The following is an 18558-nucleotide window of genomic DNA, read 5'->3' on the forward strand; positions in this document are numbered from 1 at the left end:
ATTAGGCATGCCGCCAGCGTTCGTCCTGAGCCAGGATCAAACTCTCCGTTAAAAAGTAGTTTGACTTGCTCATTTGTTGCTGACGCGTAGAATACCATTCTACGACTTTCATTGACGAGATACCTTGTATCTCTTTATTACACTTGGCTTTTGTTCAGTTTTCAAAGAACTCGTTTGTTGCTTTAATTAGCAACTTTTACATCTTATCAGATGTTGAAACGCTTGTCAATAACGCTTTTCAACTTCTTTTTTAAGTTGTTATCGCTCGTAGCGACAAGAAATAATATACCACTATAGGGAAATTTGCGCAAGCACTTTTTTAAAAAATTATCTAAGAAAATCTTTAAAGAAGACAAACGGCTACCTAGTTACCTAAGTAGCCGTTTCGTTTAATCTTCTTTTTCCCGGTTCCGCATTTGCGGGAACAGCAACACATCTCTAATAGATGGTGCGTTCGTTAAAAGCATAACAAGTCGATCAATACCGATACCTAAACCACCGGTTGGTGGCATTCCGTATTCAAGCGCCTCAACAAAGTCCTCATCCATCATATGAGCCTCGTCATCGCCTTGTTCTCGCTCAACGAGCTGAGCTTCAAAGCGTTGTCGCTGATCGATTGGATCGTTTAGCTCCGAAAACGCATTTGCATGCTCACGACCAACAATAAACAACTCAAACCGATCTGTGAAACGAGGATCCTCTTCATTTTTCTTGGCTAGTGGCGAAATAGCCAACGGGTGCCCGTATACAAACGTTGGTTGTATCAACGTTTCTTCTACAAAAAACTCGAAGAATTCATTAACAACGTGACCAAAGCTCATTGTTTCTTTAACTGGTACACCGTGTTCTTTTGCAAGAGACCTGGCTTCCTCATCCGTCATTTCGACCCAGAAATCCACGCCTGTCTTCTCTTTAATCGCATCCACCATATGAACACGTGTCCACCCAGTCGCAAGCACAACTTCATATTCTCCATATTGAACCGTCGTTGATCCTAACACTTCTTTTGCAATATGAGCGATAACACCTTCTGTTAATTCCATAATATCTTTATAGTCAGCGTACGCTTCGTACAGTTCAATCATTGTGAACTCTGGGTTATGACGCGTTGAAACACCTTCATTACGGAAAACACGCCCAATCTCATAAACCTTTTCCAAACCACCTACGATTAAGCGTTTTAAATGCAGCTCAATGGCAATTCTCATATACAATTGCATGTCTAACGTATTATGGTGTGTAATAAAAGGCTTTGCAGAAGCGCCACCTGGAATGCTATGCATCATCGGTGTTTCAACTTCAAGGAATCCTTGTCCATCTAAATAGCGACGCATAACCTGAATGATTTTGCTCCGCGTAATAAACGTATTACGTGACTCAGGGCTTGTAATTAAATCCAAGTACCTCTGACGATAACGTTGCTCCACATCTTTTAAACCATGATACTTATCAGGTAAAGGACGCAGAGATTTCCCTAGTAAAGTCAGTTCCGTTACTTTAACCGACATTTCGCCAACATTTGTTTTAAAAGGATTTCCTACCACACCTACAATATCGCCAATGTCGAGCGACTTAAATGTTTCATAAGATTCTTCTCCAACAGCATCAAGACGAACATAAATTTGAATTTGCCCCTCTAAATCCTGTATATGTGCAAATCCAGCTTTTCCTTTTCCTCTTTTCGTCATTAGACGACCAGCTAGTACTGCTTTTTCGTCTTTGCCTTCAAGTTCTTCTTTTGTAAAAGCATCAAATTGTTCAACCATTTGTTTCGAAGTGTGCGTGCGGACATACTTTCCTCCAAATGGATTAACGCCACGTTCTGTTAATTGATTAAGCTTTTCTTTCCTTACTGCTAATAGATCATGCAATTCTAATTCTTGATCCAATCGTCTCAGCCCCTGTTCTCTTTCAATGAAAAAGGGTAGATCAACACATAGTCAATCAAACCCTTACTTTTTATATAGTTATTAAGCAGTGTACTACAAAGCGTTGTCCTCTGCTAGTTCGTCACCCAATTAATTTTGTTACGCTTCTTCAGCCCCAAGCCAGAGCTTATTTTTCTTTCTAATTATAAGTCTCTAAAGTCGCATCATATCTGATTTAGATATTTGCAAGCTAGCGCAAATGCGCTCAATTAACTCATCATCAGGAACTCGAATACCTCGCTCTACTTCCCCAAGTAGTGAAACCGAGACACGAATTTCTTTTGCAAAATCCTGTTGGGTATACCCTTTTAATTTTCTGTACGCACGTATGCTCCTGCCCCATTCCATTCTTTCCACCATTCAACACCCTCTTTATTAATAAGCTCTCCCGTTAACAATTCACGGAGTGTCTGCCTATGTCTCGTGCTGTATATCTCAGGTGAAATTTCGGCTAATGGAATAAGCACAAATGCTCTGTCCCACATTCTCGGGTGAGGGATTTGCAGCTCATTCAACTCAATATTTTCTTGTTCATAGAGTAAAATGTCAAGGTCGACGATACGCGGTCCATTTCGAAATGTTTGCTTTCGACCTACTTCAACTTCGATCGCCTGTGTCACATCCAGCAATTCAACTGGATTGAGCTCTGTTTCAATCTGAACAACCATATTAATAAATGCACTCTGATCAATATAGCCCACAGGTTCAGTTTCATATAATGACGAAACACGCTTCACTTGAATAGCGTGATGAGCACGAAGGGCATCAACCGCTTTAATTAAATGAGCTTCTCGATCAGAAATGTTTGACCCTAAAGCAAGAAAAGCATTACTTCTCATATCTATTCCTCTTTAATTCAATCGCAACCGAATGATAATGCCCAGGGATTGGTGGGTCCGGCTTGATTACCTTAACTTGGCAGGACACTAGGCGCGGATACACGCTCAGCAATTGATCGCTAATTTTTTGCGCCACCGTTTCAACTAGCTTAAACGGTGAACCTTCGACAATAGCTTGTACTTGTTTGTAGATATCGCCATAGTCAATTGAAGCGTTTAAATCATCCTTTTCTGCTGCTTGACTTAAATCAAGTTCAAGGATTAAATCAACTAAAAAACGTTGACCTAGTTTAGTTTCTTCCGAAAAAACACCGTGATAGCCATAAAATGATAGTTGGTTCATATAGATTTTATCCACGTTCGTCACCTCTTTCTAACATAGCATCCATCATGATCGCCATCCGTTTCATTTCCTTTACATCATGAACACGAACGATACTTACCCCTTTGGCAATGCCTAAGCAAACTGTTGCCCCGGTCCCTTCCACACGCTCATCAACTGGTAAGTTAAGTGTTTTCGCTATTAACGATTTTCTCGACGTCCCTAATAAAACAGGCATTCCCAGCCCGACAATTTGGTCAAGCTCTCGCATAATTTGCAAGTTTTGTTCATGTGTTTTTGCAAAACCAACACCTGGATCAAGCCATATTTTGTTCTTATCTACCCCGGAGTTAAGGCAAATGGACACGCTATCGTTTAAGTCTTGAATGACATCATCTGTAAAGGAACCATAATTCATATTATCACGATTGTGCATCAGGATAATCGGAGCATCGTATTTAACAGCCACTCCCGCCATTTGAGAATCCGCTTTCGCTCCCCAAACATCGTTAATAATTGAAGCGCCAGCAGCAAGAGCAGCATCGGCAGTCTTTGCTTTAAATGTATCAATCGAAAGAGGAACATCAATACGTGTAGAAATCCCTTCAATAATTGGCACTACTCGAGATAACTCTTCATCTACCGACACCGGCTGATAACCTGGGCGAGTTGACTCTCCGCCGACGTCAATGATGTCGGCGCCTAAGTCAACCATCTTGTTTACATGCTGTAGTGCTTGATCAAGATTATTATACTTCCCACCATCCGAAAAAGAATCTGGCGTGACATTTAAAATCCCCATTATTTTTGTTCTGGTGCCTTGATCAACATTTAGTGAAAAACGTTTTTTCATGCTACTCACGACCTTCTACTACGCGCTTTTTATACTCTTTTGCAATTAAGCTCGAAACATCTCTATTTATAAGTATACGTTGATCGTATTGCGATACAGGAACAACGCCTTGAATAGCATTCGTTACAAAGATTTCATCCGCTTCATCTAAATCTTTCTTTGTAAATAAACCTTCTTTTAATTCGTAACCACATTCATTTAACATCTGAATTACATATCTTCTTGTGACACCATTTAAAATGCCTGTCTCAAGCGATGGGGTATATACACAACTTGCTTTTCTCCAAAATAGATTCGATACAATCCCTTCAGCGACAAAACCAGCTTTTGTGAAAAAGATCCCTTCAGCAGTTGGGTCATCTAGCTCTTGCTTAGCTAATACATTATTCATGTAATGATGAGATTTAAAACGTTCATATCCTTCAGGTGAATTTCGTGGCAGTTTTAACGAAACTGCTTTTTTCTCAGTAGGTGGTTCAGGTAATTCCTTCACGTAAACAACAGTTTGTGGTTTGTCATAACGTTCGTTAAAAAGACCGACACCTCGAATACCTGCAGAGACGTTCCATCTCACATACCCTTCTACCATTCCATTCTTTTCTAACAAAGCACTGGTTACTTCATATACTTCCTCTTTTGATACTTTATAATCAATTCCTACGGCTTCCAATGAATCTTCTAACCGCTTAATATGATTTTTAAGTAGAAATATGCCGTTTTCCCTCACTGCAAATGTTTCAAATAACCCTATACCATACAGAAACCCGTGATCAAAAACAGACACAACCGCGTCCTTTTCATTCACTAACTTCCCATTTACATTGAGGTACACGTAGCACCATTCCTATAACTCTCGACAAACTGGCGCAGCATCTGTTTTCCTTCAAGGGTTAAAATCGATTCTGGATGAAATTGGACCCCTTCAATTGCCAGCGACTTATGTCTAATACCCATTATTACACCATCAGCCGTTTCTGCACTTACTTCAAAACATTTCGGTAACGTATCTCGCTCAACAATCAACGAGTGGTACCGTGTAACATCTAAGGGATTTTGCATATTTTGAAACATCGACATGCCATCATGCCTTACAGAAGAAGTTTTGCCATGCATTAACGTTTCTGCTTTAATGACCTTCCCACCAAACACTTGGGCAATGGCTTGATGACCGAGACATACGCCGAGTATCGGAATTTCACCGGCAAAGGTCTCTATTGCCTCTAAACTAACTCCTGCCTCATTTGGTGTACAAGGCCCTGGGGAAATCATTAAAAACTCAGGTTGTAACTCCTTAATTTGTTCAATGGTTATTTCATCATTTCTCTTTACTACTAATTCATGACCCATTTCACCTAAATATTGAACAAGATTATACGTAAATGAATCGTAGTTATCAATCATCAAAATCATCTTTGTTCCTCCTCAGCTCATCTCATAACTTTTCTCTGCTAATTCATACGCATGCCAAAGGGCACGTGCTTTCTTAATCGATTCTTTGTATTCTTGTACAGGATTAGAGTCAATAACAATACCAGCTCCTGCCTGAACATAAGCTTGCCCATCTTGACATACCATCGTTCGTATCACAATATTCAATTCCATGTCTCCATGAAAGCTAATCCAACCGATTGAACCTGTATAAATTCCCCTGCGTACTGGCTCTAACTCCTCGATAATTTCCATTGTCCTAACTTTAGGAGCACCGGTAATAGTTCCACCAGGGAAAGTTGCTCTTATACAATCAAATAAAGACAAACCTTTTGCAAGCTGTCCTTTCACATTAGACACTAAGTGCATGACATGAGAGTATTTTTCCACAACCAATAACTCATCGACTTCAACTGATCCGTACGAACTCACACGCCCTAAATCATTTCTTTCTAAATCTACTAGCATAACGTGTTCCGCTCGCTCTTTTTCATCTGTTGTTAGTTCATGTTCAAGCTCCGCATCCTCAGATGGCGTTTTTCCTCTCGAGCGCGTTCCAGCAATTGGCCTTGTACTGAGTTCAGTTCCCCGTTTTTTTACTAAAAGTTCAGGTGACGCACTAACAATTTGATGTTCTGGCGTATGCATATAGCTCATATAAGGAGAAGGGTTAAACGACCTAAGCTGTTTGTATACTTCAATTGGCTCTGCTTGTAAAGGACGCGAGTGGCGCACTGATAAATTCACTTGAAAAACGTCACCTGCTCTAATATAATCCTTAATCGTTCTTACAGCTTGTCCAAACTCGTCTTCCGAAAAAGTTGTTTTGACACCTTCTATCCTTTTATGCTCTCTGTTAGATCGTTCATCCTTACTATCTTTATCAGCATATTTCCACTGCTCTTTATATGCTTGTACTCGCTTCAACAAGTCAACTTCACTTGACCCATTCACACATATCCAAAGCAGATGTTCTTCGTGATCATACACGAACAAATCTTCAAAAACTAAAAAATAAATTTCAGGGAAAAGAAGATCATCTTGCGCTTGATCAGCTAACTTTTCAATTTGGCGAACCACATCATAACTAATATATCCCAGTGCTCCTCCTTGAATCGGCGGACCACATTCATCAGCCATTTTATCTACGGAATATGGTTTAAGAGCTTCTTCAAGAGACTGCAACAAATCCCCTTCATGAACATGTTCTATTCCGTTCGATGTTTTAACTGACAGCATCTTGTCTTTTCCCTTAATAATGGCTTCCGGTTGTAAACCCATGATGCTGTACCTACCAGCTCTCCCGCTCTCCAGTAACATATAGTGTGATTGCCCTTCAGTAAGTGCTTCAAACTTTGCAAACCACTCACCATCAGTGACGACACTTTTTTCAATCAGCGTCTTACGTTTATTTGAATTACTCAATCCCTTCACTCCGTCCTACATACGTATGGACTTATTTTACTAAACTCTATTGAATAAGAAAAGCAGCCCCTCTTAATAAGGAACTGCTTTTGTATGGAAATTTATACGTATACCTAGCCCTGTTATTTAGAAGTTGAAGATGTTTCTTCTTCAAAATTATACAAAGCTGTACTTAAATACCGTTCGCCATTAGAAGGAATAATAGCAACTACTTTTTTGCCGGGCCCTAATTCTTTTGCTAATGCCAGAGCACCGTAAATGGCAGCTCCCGAAGAGATACCACCTAGAATACCTTCTTCTTTTGCAGCACGACGTGAATATTCGAATGCATCGTCAGTTGATACTTGAACGACTTCATCATAAATAGAAGTATTTAATATACCAGGTACAAAACCAGGTCCAATTCCTTGAAGTTTATGAGGTCCAGGTTTACCTCCTGATAAAACGGCAGAATCCTTTGGTTCAATAGCTACAATCTTCAAGTCAGGGAAGTTTTCTTTTAGTAAACCACCTGCGCCTGTAATCGTTCCTCCTGTACCAATACCCGCAACAAAACCGTCAATTTGTCCATCAACTTGTTGCAATAATTCTTTACCAGTCGTTTCTCTATGAATTTTTGGGTTTGCCCCATTCTCGAACTGCTGAGGCATGAAGTAGCCATCTTCTTCAGCTAGTTCAGTTGCTTTCCGAATAGCTCCACCCATACCCTCTGGTCCAGGCGTTAGCACTAACTCTGCTCCATAAGCACGTAATAAGTTTCGACGTTCTAAACTCATTGTTTCGGGCATGACTAACTTTGTTTTATAGCCTTTCGCTGCTGCAACCATCGCTAGGCCAATACCTGTATTACCACTTGTAGGCTCTACAATGGTGGTGCCTGCCTTTAATTCTCCAGCTTCTTCAGCAGCGTTAATCATTGCTAGAGCAATACGATCTTTTACGCTACTACCTGGATTTTGATACTCTAATTTCAAATATACATCTGCATGTTCTTCCGTTGTTAAACGATTTAATTTTACAAGCGGGGTATTCCCAATCAGTTCGGTAATATTATTTACAACAGTCATGAGCAAATGCCTCCTCTTAATTCCTACTAATTTTATTGGTTTTATATATTAAAAGAATACCAAACATTTTCAGATAAGTCAATCAAAAAACAAAAAGCGCCCGTAAGAATACGAGCGCAAATACTAAACGGCTTTTTCAAGAAGATTTGTTAGTTCGTTCTTATTAAATGAATAGGTTTCATTACAGAAGTTACAAGTTGTTTCTGCTCCCCCGTCTTCTTCAATCATCGCTTTAATCTCGTCTTGACCTAGACTAATAATGGCATTTCCAATACGTTCTTTTGAACACGAGCATTGAAATTCGATTGGTTTTGTTTCTAGAAATTTTACATTGTCGTCACCGAGAAGCGATTGTAAAATTTCTTCAGGCGGCATCCCCATCTCCACTAACTTAGAGATTGCAGGAATTGAACCAAGCCTTTTTTCAATCTCTTCAATCGTTGACTCTTGTGCCCCTGGCATAAGTTGAATAATAAATCCACCTGCAGCAAGTATCGTTTCGTCAGGGTTTACCAGGACACCTACACCTACGGAGGAAGGCGTTTGCTCTGAATTAGCAAAGTAATACGTGAAATCCTCACCAATCTCACCGGAAACAATCGGGACGCTACCCGTAAATGGATCTTTCATGCCGATGTCCTTAACTACAGAAAGTGTTCCTTCTGTACCCACAACTCCAGCGACGTCCAATTTTCCCGCTTGATTTAGCTCGGGGCTTACATGGGGATTCCCAACAGTTCCACGCGATGTACCATTCGCGTGACTATCAACGATGATATGCCCAATTGGTCCATTTCCCTCTATTCTAACCGTTAACTTTTCTTTTCCCTTTAACATCGATGCCATCATCGTGCCACCCATTAATGCTCTACCCAATGCAGCTGACGCCGTTGGCCACGTCCCTTGTCTTCTGCATGCTTCTGAAACCATATCGGTTGCTACAAGAGCAAGCGCTCTTACTTCACCGTTAAAAGCCGTTGCCTTTACTAAATAATCATTCATGTATAGCTCCTCCTAGCTAATATTGCTTATTTTTATCATAAATGAGCTTAAGTCCTTTTAAAGTGAGCTCTGGTTCCACAAAGTCAATTTGTTCTGATTCGCCAGCGTATAGCTGCACTAGACCACCTGTTGCAATCACTCTCACATTAGGCTGCTTCTGCTCTTTTTTTATCCGTCCAATCATACCATCGATCATGCTTAAATACCCGTAATACGTCCCACTATGAATAGAAGCTAACGTCGTCTTCCCGATAATTGACTCTGGTCGTTCTAATTCCACTTGAGGAAGTTTTGATGCTTTCGCTGTAAGGGCTTCTGCAGCTAAAGCAGCACCCGGTGCAATTGCACCACCTCTATAGCGATACTGGTCATCAATGTAACAAAAAGTCGTTGCTGTACCAATATCAACAACGATGCAAGGTGCACCGTAAAGTGCCAGAGCTGCAACTGCATTAGAAATGCGATCAGCTCCTACCTCTCTCGGGTTATCATATTGAATATTAAGACCTGTTTTAACACCTGGACCGACAATGACAGGCTCTAGTTGAAAATAGTCTCTGCACATTTTTCGAAAACGATGCATAATCGTCGGAACAACCGATGAGATTACCACTCCAGCGACATCCGCAAAAGAATAACCTTTAAATTGAAAAAAACCATGAAGAACCATTGCATATTCATCGCTTGTTTTTGATGGAGTTGTAGCAATTCTAAAAATGTCTGTACGTTGTTCATTTTCAAAAATACCAGTAACAATGGATGAATTTCCAATATCAATTGCCAGAAACATAATTAAACCTCCTATGGAAAAAGAGAGTGCTCATGAGCACTCTCTTTTTCGTTATTCTTTACGGTCTGTTTGATCAGGATCTTCAAAACTAGGTCTATTTTCTTCCATGTTTGTGGTTTCTTCGTATGCGCCTCTTGTATCATCAGAGTCATCTTTTGATTGGATATTCACTTTGACATCATCATCTTTTCTTGAAGCATGATGGTTTTCAGGCAGTTTCCCCTCATAAATCAATGATTGGATTTGCTCTGCGTCAAGCGTTTCTAATTCAATTAATTTCTCAGCGATCAAATCAAGACTGTCTTTGTTTGCGATAAGGATTTGTTTACAACGCTCGTAACTGTCTTTAATAATGCGTTGTACTTCTAAATCAATCTCGTGAGCGATTGCATCCGAGTAATTTTGTTCATTCTGGATATCTCTTCCTAAGAAAACTTGGCCTCCAGAGCTTTGACCAAATTGCATCGGCCCTAACTTATCACTCATACCATATTCGGTTACCATTTTTCTTGCAATGGCTGTGGCACGTTGGAAATCATTATGAGCACCAGTTGATACTTCTCCAAATTGTACTTCTTCAGCAACTCGCCCGCCTAAGAGTCCAACTATTTTATCAAGAAGTTCTGGCTTGGTCATGAAATAACGATCCTCTTTCGGAAGCATCATCGCATAACCACCAGCCATACCGCGAGGAACGATTGTTACTTTGTGAACTGTGTCTGCACTCTCAAGCTTCACACCAACTACCGTGTGTCCTGCTTCGTGCCAAGCAACAATATTCTTTTCTTTCTTAGAAATAACGCGGCTTTTCTTCGCTGGTCCAGCAATAACGCGGTCAATCGCTTCTTCAATATGCTCCATACCAATTTCTTTCTTGTTATCCCTTGCGGCAACAAGCGCTGCTTCATTCAAAAGATTTTCAAGGTCCGCCCCGGAAAAGCCCGGTGTACGAACAGCAATAAGATCAAGCTTAACGTCTTCACGCAATGGTTTGTTGCGCGCATGTACTTGTAAAACTTCTTCACGTCCTTTTACATCAGGAGCGTTAACTTGAATTTGTCTGTCAAAACGTCCAGGACGTAATAATGCAGGGTCAAGAATATCAGCACGGTTCGTCGCCGCGATAATAATAATTCCTTCATTTGCACTAAATCCATCCATTTCAACAAGTAACTGGTTCAATGTTTGTTCACGTTCGTCATGTCCACCACCGAGACCGGCTCCACGCTGGCGACCAACCGCATCGATCTCGTCAATAAAGATAATACATGGTGAATTCTTTTTAGCGTTCTCGAATAGATCACGCACACGAGAAGCACCGACACCAACAAACATTTCAACAAAGTCCGAACCACTAATAGAGAAGAAAGGTACACCCGCTTCACCTGCAACGGCTCTCGCTAAAAGTGTTTTCCCCGTTCCTGGAGGACCTACTAAAAGGACACCTTTAGGAATACGAGCACCAATTGCTGAGAAACGACGTGGATCTTTAAGAAATTCAACCACTTCTACAAGCTCTTGTTTTTCTTCATCTGCCCCAGCAACATCTTTAAATTTTGCCTTTTTCTTCTCATCACTTACCATCTTCGCTTTACTTTTCCCGAAGTTCATGACACGGTTTCCACCGCCGCCACCGCCGCCTTGGGCAGAACTCATTAGGAAAATAATCATAAGGAAAATAAGTAAAAACGGTGCGATAAATAGAATCGTTGTTAGCCAATTGCTCTGCTCTTCTTCAGGCTCCACCGTTAGCTCTACACCAGTGATATTGGCTAAAAGCTCAGATGTTATTTCAGAATTAAACACGCTTGTCGTAAAATTCTCGTCTTCCCCTTGGTCTGCAAACTGTCCAGTAATAATGAGCACACCACGTTCAGGTTGAACATTCATGTTCACGACTTCACCTTGTTCAAGTCTTTCTATGAATTGATCATATCTTACTTCTTCAGTATCAGTCTGATCTCTTGTCATTGTGTTTACAGCAGCAATAACTACTAGCAACACAAGTGTAAAAATGATAATTGTACGTAACGTACGCCCTTTCATTCTTTACCTCCTCCCGCATCCAACAAAACTGCACCAATCTTACCACAACAAATGCTCGTGCACCAATGATTAGCCTTCATAAACTTCCGGCTTTAAAATCCCGACATAAGGCAGATTTCGGTAACGTTCTGCGAAATCAAGACCGTAGCCAACAACAAACTCATCAGGCACAATAAAACCTGTCATGTCAGGAACCAAATCCACTTTACGCCCTTCTGGCTTGTCTAGCAACGTCACAACTTTAACCGATTTTGCTTTTCGGTATTTAAAAAGCTCAATTAAATAACTTAGCGTCAGACCACTATCAATAATATCTTCTACAATCAGTACATCTCGGCCCTCTACTTGAGTGTTCAAGTCCTTAACAATTTTAACTTCACCAGAAGATACCATGCCTTTTCCATAACTTGAAACATCCATAAAATCAATTTCAAGATGCGTGTCAACTGCTTTTATCAAATCTGCCATAAATGGAAGAGCTCCTTTTAACACACCTACAAAGAGCGGAAAACGATCACGATACTCTTCAGTAATATCATGCCCTAATTCTTTAATTTTTTTCTGGATCTGTTCTTCTGTTAATAAAATGTCCTTCATGTCGTTCTTCATGTACGGTAAAGTCCTCCTGTTTAATACACTATTCTTTTATAAATTACGTTCTTTGGTAAACGCCACACGAAGCAGTGGGTCTGATGAATTAAATGGTGTAGTTAATTCTGTCTGGAGTAATAAGGGTATCCAGAGAATCGTGTCGTTATGATCAACAAGTATCGGCCAACGATCCCTTAGAGGCCAATCAACCTTTTTATCAATAAATACGCGATTTACTTTTTTACTTGCCCCATTAAGTCCTTTTGGATTTAGCCTGTCACCTGGCCTCCTGTTACGAATGTATAACGGAAAGACCACCTCATTCATGTTGAGAAACACTTCACTTTCTGACCGTTCAGATATACCCTCAAAACGTTCAATCTTAATTGTTCCAATAGGAGTATCCAATTTTCCCGGCACAGACAGCTTTGAACAGTATTCTACTGATTCCACAGTTGTACCGAGCGTAAACCTATAAACGTCGTTTAAACGCATGACTTTTAAGTCATCACGTAAATCAATTTGGGCAAATCCTGAATTAAATTGAAAAAATTGTTCAATTTGATTTATGTATACAGAAAAATCACGTAATACTGTGATCCCATAGAGATAATTTAATATTAGATGAATCACTCTTCTTTGTAAAGGAATCGCCGTTTCATGAAACCGCTCTTTTGAAATCGTTATAGAATCTCCTTTACGTTCAATAAGAATATCATCAAATTTCTGTGTCGCTAAAGTCATTAAATATTCATTATCCTCGTTTTGCCAGCGGTCATATTGAAAAATGTGTTTATAATTTAATCGGTTTTCTTCTTTTAGGTATGAAGACACTTTATGCCTAAATCGATTTCGTGCATATGTATTCAATGCATTACTAGAGTCCTCACGAAAAGGCACTGAATTCCTTAAGGAATAGTCCATAATGGACTCTCTACTTTCTTGAAGAAACGGGCGCACAATTGTTTTTCCAGAAAAATCCCTTTTGGGTGCAATACCTAACCTCGTAAATGGACTTCTTCCTCGATTCAAACGCATAAAGACCGTCTCGATCTCATCATCTCCATGATGTGCGGTCACAAGAACCTTTGCATTAACTCGGTCCATCTCCTCTTTGAAGGCTTTATAACGCAGTTCTCTTGCTGCAACTTGAGTACTAAGTTTTTCGTTAGCTTTTAACTGGGTTACATCAATTCTCGTTTCATTATAAGGAATATGAAAGTGTAGGCAGTATGCTTCAATAAAATTAGCGTCCTGTTCAGATTCCTCGCCACGAAGTTGATGATTAACATGTAAAACAAATAGATTCCAGCTCCACTTCTCCTTTAACTCCTCTAATAGGTGGAGGAGCACCATTGAATCAACTCCTCCTGAAACAGCAACCACGATATCAGACCCTTGTTGCATCAAGTTTTCTTCTTGAATAAATTTTTCTACCCGATCCTTCATAATATTCGCTCCTATACCCAAGCTAAAATAGACTTATCGACAAGTATAGGATAAACAATAGAAGAACAAAAGCAAGTATAAATAAAAGATCCGTTAGACGCGCTTTTTTCTTATGATGATTTCGCACTTTCTTATATTGATTTCTACTTACTTCTTTGTCACGTATAGTCGGTTTCCTTTTACGGCTTATACGTTCACCTTTTAAAGCATTTCTCATTTCCCCTGCTGTTTCAAATTCTCCAGTTAAAGCTTTCACAATGATATCTTTAAAAGGCTTGAGCAAAGGTGATTGGCTGACCATTCGCTTTAATTGAGAAAGCCCATCGCCCTTCCCTTTTTTTATTTGTTCAGGATACGCACAATCAATCATCATCATTGCAACTGAAAACAAATCGTAGCTTGGTTCTGCCTTTCGAGATCCCCTTCCCCAATACCCACGATCGTAATACTCAGTATACTCTTTAACAGCTCTACCAAGCTTTGTTGTTCCTCCTACATCGAGTAACCGTACGGATGCTTCATCTGATGTTACAATGATGTTATCAGGCTTTAAATCCCCAAAAACCCAACCAGCTTGATGAAAATCTTCAAGTCGATTTAACAACTGAACCGTTAAGACAAAAAGCCATTCACTGCCCCGGTTCTTCATGAATGTCACAAAATTTACACCTTGAATATATTCCATCGCATAAAAAGGAATAGAAATTACTCTCGTTTCATGATCATCGACATCAAATAAGCAAGGCCCAAGTATTTTCCCTTGAACCTTGCTGAATTGTTTTAATACATTCACTTCTTGCGCAATGGACATCTGATCCATACCCAGCTTCAAAGCGACATTTCCATCAAGAGATCGGGCAAGGTAAACCGTACCGGTTACCCCTTCACCTAATTTTCGGATTAACGTATAGGTTTTTTTATTCCATTTCCCTTCAATTGTTAGTCCTGAATAAAGTTCTTGATTTAAATTAGCCGTAGAGCCGTTCATTTTCATCGCCGTCGAATCTCCTTTTTCCTTTGCGCTCTTCAAATACAGCTATGGCTTCTTTTAAGGCTGGGCCAGTTGGGGTCATGCCACCAGGTGATAATTTATGAAACATTTTATTTAAAGAATCTAGTTGTGGCGTCCAGTCCAGCAGACGTTCCACTGGCTTTCTTTTCCCGGGAAATGAATACAATGCAAAGCGAGTCTCACCTGAACGAGCATTTAGACTAATGGATAGATCAATTAAGGCCTCTTGGACCATTGGTAACTTTGTTTCCATACTTGCGCTCGTGTCCACTAATACAAGAACTTCTAGTAAGACAGATTCGCCAAGATCGTCCACTACTTCCATCATTTCCCCTCTTTTTTCTGGGGAAAGACTTTCTATTTCTTCGTGTTTTCCGAGGATTTGCTTTAATTCTTGATTTACTACACCGTGTAACGTTTGAGTCATTGCTTTTCTTGTCACCATTTGAACTGTCTTTGTTAAGTCCTGGGCAAACACCGTCTGGCTTACACCTCCGCCTGCAAGTGCAATTGCCTCAACCTCATGCAAACCACTTTCATTTTCCCGATTGTCATCAATAATTCCAATGACATTAACCGATATTCCATATTCCTGTGCAAGTCTCGCAATGGCAATAGGATCTTCACCATAGTTTGAATACCCATCTGTCATCAATAAAATTTGTTTAAGTTTACCTTTCATCATTTCCCCTCCTTGCAGCATCATGTTTTACCATCTTTGCCAGCAAGGAGCGGATCTATACGTTGTTACGTTCCTGTTGCTTGTTTAAAGAAGGGAATCGATTTCTTTGGCTTTTGTGCTTTTGGATGTATCGGAATAGACGTCCACTTTGGTCTATTTCGTTTAATTCTTGTTACAACAACGGTCATATCATCTTCTATGATATTGCCATGATCGGATCGAATCACTCTTTCTAAAATAACATCCGCCACTTCTTGAGCATGATTTGTTTCAATTTCTGCAATGATTCGCTTCATCCATTGTTCTTGGTTTTCAATTTGCCTTTTCGCATCAAAAATACCGTCGCTACACATAATCAGTAAATCACCATCTTTTAACTGCTCACTGACGACCTCTACTTCAAATTCTGGTAATATCCCCATCGGCAAATTCCCTGCTTCTATTTTTGTCACCTTGCTACCTCGTTTTATAAAACTTGGTGTTGATCCAATCTTCAAAAATTTTGCGTGAGCATCTTGCATATCAATCATTGCTAAATCGAGCGTTGAAAACATCTCATCTGTGTTACGTAAGGAAAGAATAGAATTAACGGACTTAATCGCAACCGTTTCTTCAATACCTGACTGTAACACTTTTTGCAATAACGCGAGCGTCTCGCTGCTTTCCAAATAGGCTTTTTCACCATTACCCATTCCGTCACTAATGGCCACAGCATACTTATCACTATTTAATTCAATCATGGCGTAATTGTCTCCAGACAGCCACTCGCCACCTTTCGCAACTTTTGCAACACCTGATTCTATGACAAACGGTCGTGCCGAACCAAACGATATATGACTGTAACCATTTGAATAAAAACCTGTTTCCTCCCGCTTCAATACAATTGTTTCTTTGACGAGATCAGATAGCATCGGCGCGATAATTTTTTCTGCTTCACCATTTTTGGAATCACATAAAATACTCATTTCAATTTCAATCCTGCCGCTCTGCATACTATAGATATCTATATGTCCGACATCCATCCCCGCTCCTCGGAGAGCATCTATCATATGTTCTTCCTGCAGCATATGTGGTTGCTTTTCTTTCTGAATTTCTTTTGCAAAATCACCCATAACTCGGGAAACGCCTAGAAGCTGGTCCGCTACCAACCGCTGACTTTCTTGAACTTGTCTTTTCAGTTCTTTATTGGCTCTATACTGACTCGTTTCAGCACTCATTGCTGCAATAACTTGGTCGGGTTTTCGACAGTGACTCCTCCACTGTCTCTGCTTCTTCGGATCAATAACCGTTCCATGGATTTCGATTTCTTTGACCATACTTGTCATTGAATCATAGGTTTGATTAAAATTCTGAACCCAGCATTTTTCTTTCATTAAGCAAGTTTGACATGTTTTTTCAGTTACATGACTTAGCAGAACGTCCACTTCGTGGACATACTGGTCTTCATCGTTTTTTTGCTGTATTTTAAAGCTGTTTGATAGCGTCTGAAACAATGATGAAAACCGTTCGACTCGTCCAGCGGTTGCATCGCGGACTTTACGCAAATATTGCTGCTGTTCTTGTGAATGCTCAACGGTTCCAGGTATGTATTTGGCAACATTCGTTAACCAACTTCTCGGAGTCATCATAAATAAGCCGATAGCAATTCCCGTTTCTGTTAAAGCAGCAGCTAGACTGGTTCCACCGTCACCATACATGGCGATTAAGAGCGTACCGACAAGTAGCCCAAACGAAACGCCAATACGATTACCTTCTTTTAGCAAGCCGCCCAAGAGACCAGAAAATGCAAGGAGGCTCATTTGATATAAACTAGCTACGCTAGCTAAGCTTAAAATAAGACCTGTTACTACCCCGACCGTAGACCCAATCGCAGCTCCACCTACAAAGGCAAAAACCAATACAAGATAGCGAGCCAAACTGTGTTGAAGGACAACATCCTGAAACGCCCATCCGACTGTACCTGTCATAACGGAAGCCAATAAAATAATTAAACAAATAATCTCTTCATTTCGTAATGATTGTCCCCCTCTTTTTCCAGTGATAAGTGGAATGCTCTGGATGAAGATCATAGTTAAGATAAAGCTTAGACCTGCTTCAACCGTCGCCATCATTAATGCATATTGACTAAAGGTTCCTTCCATTAGAAAAACAATCCCTAACCTTGTTAGCAAGCTAGCAATAAAAACAATGTATGGAAGAGACTTAGCTGGCTGACTCATATAGATTTTAGCCAGTCTGTATATGAGAAGAAAACTGATTATGCCGACGATTGTGTACAATACTTCGCCGTGATAACTAAGAATGGCCCCTGCTAAAAGGGAAATGGTCGCTATCAATGCGTGCGCCCTTCTTAAAATAAAGACAGCTGCTAAAAATGGTAAAATAAATGGTGTTAGTTCCGCTAGTATCATAGCTCGTCCAAGTAGGAATCCAATAACAGCGATTAATATACCCCAATCGAAGAAAACAGTTTTTAATCCATTTTTCAGCGCTTGTCCATTAGTAGCCATCCGTTCTTGGAACCCATGAACCCTTTGGTTCACGACGCTCGCGATCAAATGTCCTGATGTTTTATCTGTTTTACCTTCCATACTCGCCACCACCTATTTGATTATCGTAGTGATACTATAGCAAGGGCGAGAAAAATAATTTGTCAGAAAAACAGGCCATAAACAAAAATTGTTTCGACTAACTTCGGCGTAACTAGCAAAAAAAAATCACGAACCACAAATAACTCTTCTTTTTAACTAGCAAATTAACGCTAGATTGCACTAGACGTGACAGGAAATGGCGCACGAATATAGGAATGAAACAATTGTGCTTTAAAACACAAAAAATCTCTTGCTTCTGTAAGCAAGAGATTTTTTCATTAATAGCGGCGGAGGGGATCGAACCCCCGACCTCACGGGTATGAACCGTACGCTCTAGCCAGCTGAGCTACACCGCCTTGTTTTTACGACATTTATTAATATACTTTGTTCTCTATAATAAGTCAATAGGATATAGAAAAAGAGTCGTTTTAAAACGACTCTCAGGCTGTTGAGAAAGTAATTTCTCAACAGCTTTTTCTTATTTATAGACACCTAAACAAAAATACTCTTGTTATAATGGAAAAAAGAACGGA

General features: G+C 40.0%; 17 protein-coding genes and 1 tRNA gene. All 18 read right to left on the reverse strand.

Annotated features, from left to right (window positions below; all coding sequences use genetic code 11):
• Positions 1 to 389: 389 nt before the first annotated feature.
• Positions 390 to 1889, reverse strand: coding sequence for a lysine--tRNA ligase (gene lysS, locus JOC54_RS22390; protein WP_204469342.1), 1500 nt, complete (start codon positions 1887 to 1889; stop codon positions 390 to 392).
• A 192-nt stretch (positions 1890 to 2081) separates the two neighbouring features.
• A complete protein-coding gene (locus JOC54_RS22395) occupies positions 2082 to 2285 on the reverse strand; it encodes a helix-turn-helix domain-containing protein (protein WP_094190322.1) in 204 nt (67 codons plus the stop codon).
• Complete coding sequence (gene folK, locus JOC54_RS22400) at positions 2237 to 2767, reverse strand: 2-amino-4-hydroxy-6-hydroxymethyldihydropteridine diphosphokinase (protein WP_054794720.1); 531 nt, start codon at positions 2765 to 2767, stop codon at positions 2237 to 2239. The genes JOC54_RS22395 and folK overlap by 49 nt, the downstream gene beginning before the upstream one ends.
• Positions 2757 to 3125, reverse strand: coding sequence for a dihydroneopterin aldolase (gene folB, locus JOC54_RS22405; protein WP_204469344.1), 369 nt, complete (start codon positions 3123 to 3125; stop codon positions 2757 to 2759). The genes folK and folB overlap by 11 nt, the downstream gene beginning before the upstream one ends.
• The gene (gene folP, locus JOC54_RS22410) at positions 3118 to 3942 is read right to left on the reverse strand and encodes a dihydropteroate synthase (RefSeq protein ID WP_204469347.1); all 825 of its coding nucleotides are present in this window, start codon (positions 3940 to 3942) and stop codon (positions 3118 to 3120) included. The genes folB and folP overlap by 8 nt, the downstream gene beginning before the upstream one ends.
• Position 3943: 1 nt before the next feature.
• A complete protein-coding gene (gene pabC / locus JOC54_RS22415; RefSeq protein WP_204469349.1) occupies positions 3944 to 4774 on the reverse strand; it encodes an aminodeoxychorismate lyase in 831 nt (276 codons plus the stop codon).
• The gene (pabA, locus tag JOC54_RS22420) at positions 4759 to 5352 is read right to left on the reverse strand and encodes an aminodeoxychorismate/anthranilate synthase component II (protein ID WP_054794723.1); all 594 of its coding nucleotides are present in this window, start codon (positions 5350 to 5352) and stop codon (positions 4759 to 4761) included. The genes pabC and pabA overlap by 16 nt, the downstream gene beginning before the upstream one ends.
• Positions 5353 to 5364: 12 nt before the next feature.
• Complete coding sequence (gene pabB, locus JOC54_RS22425; protein WP_239586893.1) at positions 5365 to 6795, reverse strand: aminodeoxychorismate synthase, component I; 1431 nt, start codon at positions 6793 to 6795, stop codon at positions 5365 to 5367.
• Positions 6796 to 6917: 122 nt separating this feature from the next.
• Positions 6918 to 7862 (reverse strand): cysteine synthase A, encoded by a 945-nt coding sequence (gene cysK, locus JOC54_RS22430; RefSeq protein ID WP_204469351.1) that lies wholly within the window; start codon positions 7860 to 7862, stop codon positions 6918 to 6920.
• 123 nt (positions 7863 to 7985) lie between these two features.
• Positions 7986 to 8864 (reverse strand): Hsp33 family molecular chaperone HslO, encoded by an 879-nt coding sequence (gene hslO, locus JOC54_RS22435; protein WP_204469353.1) that lies wholly within the window; start codon positions 8862 to 8864, stop codon positions 7986 to 7988.
• Between the two features lie 16 nt (positions 8865 to 8880).
• Positions 8881 to 9654: a type III pantothenate kinase gene (locus JOC54_RS22440; protein WP_204469355.1), complete on the reverse strand. Its 774-nt coding sequence runs from the start codon at positions 9652 to 9654 to the stop codon at positions 8881 to 8883.
• A gap of 51 nt (positions 9655 to 9705) precedes the next feature.
• On the reverse strand, positions 9706 to 11700 hold the full coding sequence (gene ftsH / locus JOC54_RS22445; protein WP_054794725.1) for an ATP-dependent zinc metalloprotease FtsH: 1995 nt from the start codon (positions 11698 to 11700) through the stop codon (positions 9706 to 9708).
• A 69-nt stretch (positions 11701 to 11769) separates the two neighbouring features.
• Complete coding sequence (hpt, locus tag JOC54_RS22450) at positions 11770 to 12309, reverse strand: hypoxanthine phosphoribosyltransferase (RefSeq protein ID WP_035420796.1); 540 nt, start codon at positions 12307 to 12309, stop codon at positions 11770 to 11772.
• Between the two features lie 36 nt (positions 12310 to 12345).
• Complete coding sequence (gene tilS, locus JOC54_RS22455; RefSeq protein ID WP_204469358.1) at positions 12346 to 13740, reverse strand: tRNA lysidine(34) synthetase TilS; 1395 nt, start codon at positions 13738 to 13740, stop codon at positions 12346 to 12348.
• Between the two features lie 22 nt (positions 13741 to 13762).
• Entirely contained in the window at positions 13763 to 14734 is a 972-nt protein-coding gene (prkT, locus tag JOC54_RS22460; RefSeq protein WP_204469360.1) for a serine/threonine protein kinase PrkT, read from the reverse strand.
• Positions 14709 to 15437 (reverse strand): VWA domain-containing protein, encoded by a 729-nt coding sequence (locus JOC54_RS22465; protein WP_054794770.1) that lies wholly within the window; start codon positions 15435 to 15437, stop codon positions 14709 to 14711. Before JOC54_RS22465 ends, prkT begins: the two co-directional genes overlap by 26 nt.
• Positions 15438 to 15499: 62 nt before the next feature.
• On the reverse strand, positions 15500 to 18025 hold the full coding sequence (gene spoIIE / locus JOC54_RS22470; RefSeq protein ID WP_204469362.1) for a stage II sporulation protein E: 2526 nt from the start codon (positions 18023 to 18025) through the stop codon (positions 15500 to 15502).
• 282 nt (positions 18026 to 18307) lie between these two features.
• A tRNA-Met gene (locus JOC54_RS22475) sits at positions 18308 to 18381 on the reverse strand.
• Positions 18382 to 18558: the final 177 nt, after the last annotated feature.

Origin of the sequence: Shouchella xiaoxiensis (assembly GCF_016907895.1) — a bacterium.
GTDB lineage: Bacteria > Bacillota > Bacilli > Bacillales > Bacillaceae_D > Shouchella > Shouchella xiaoxiensis.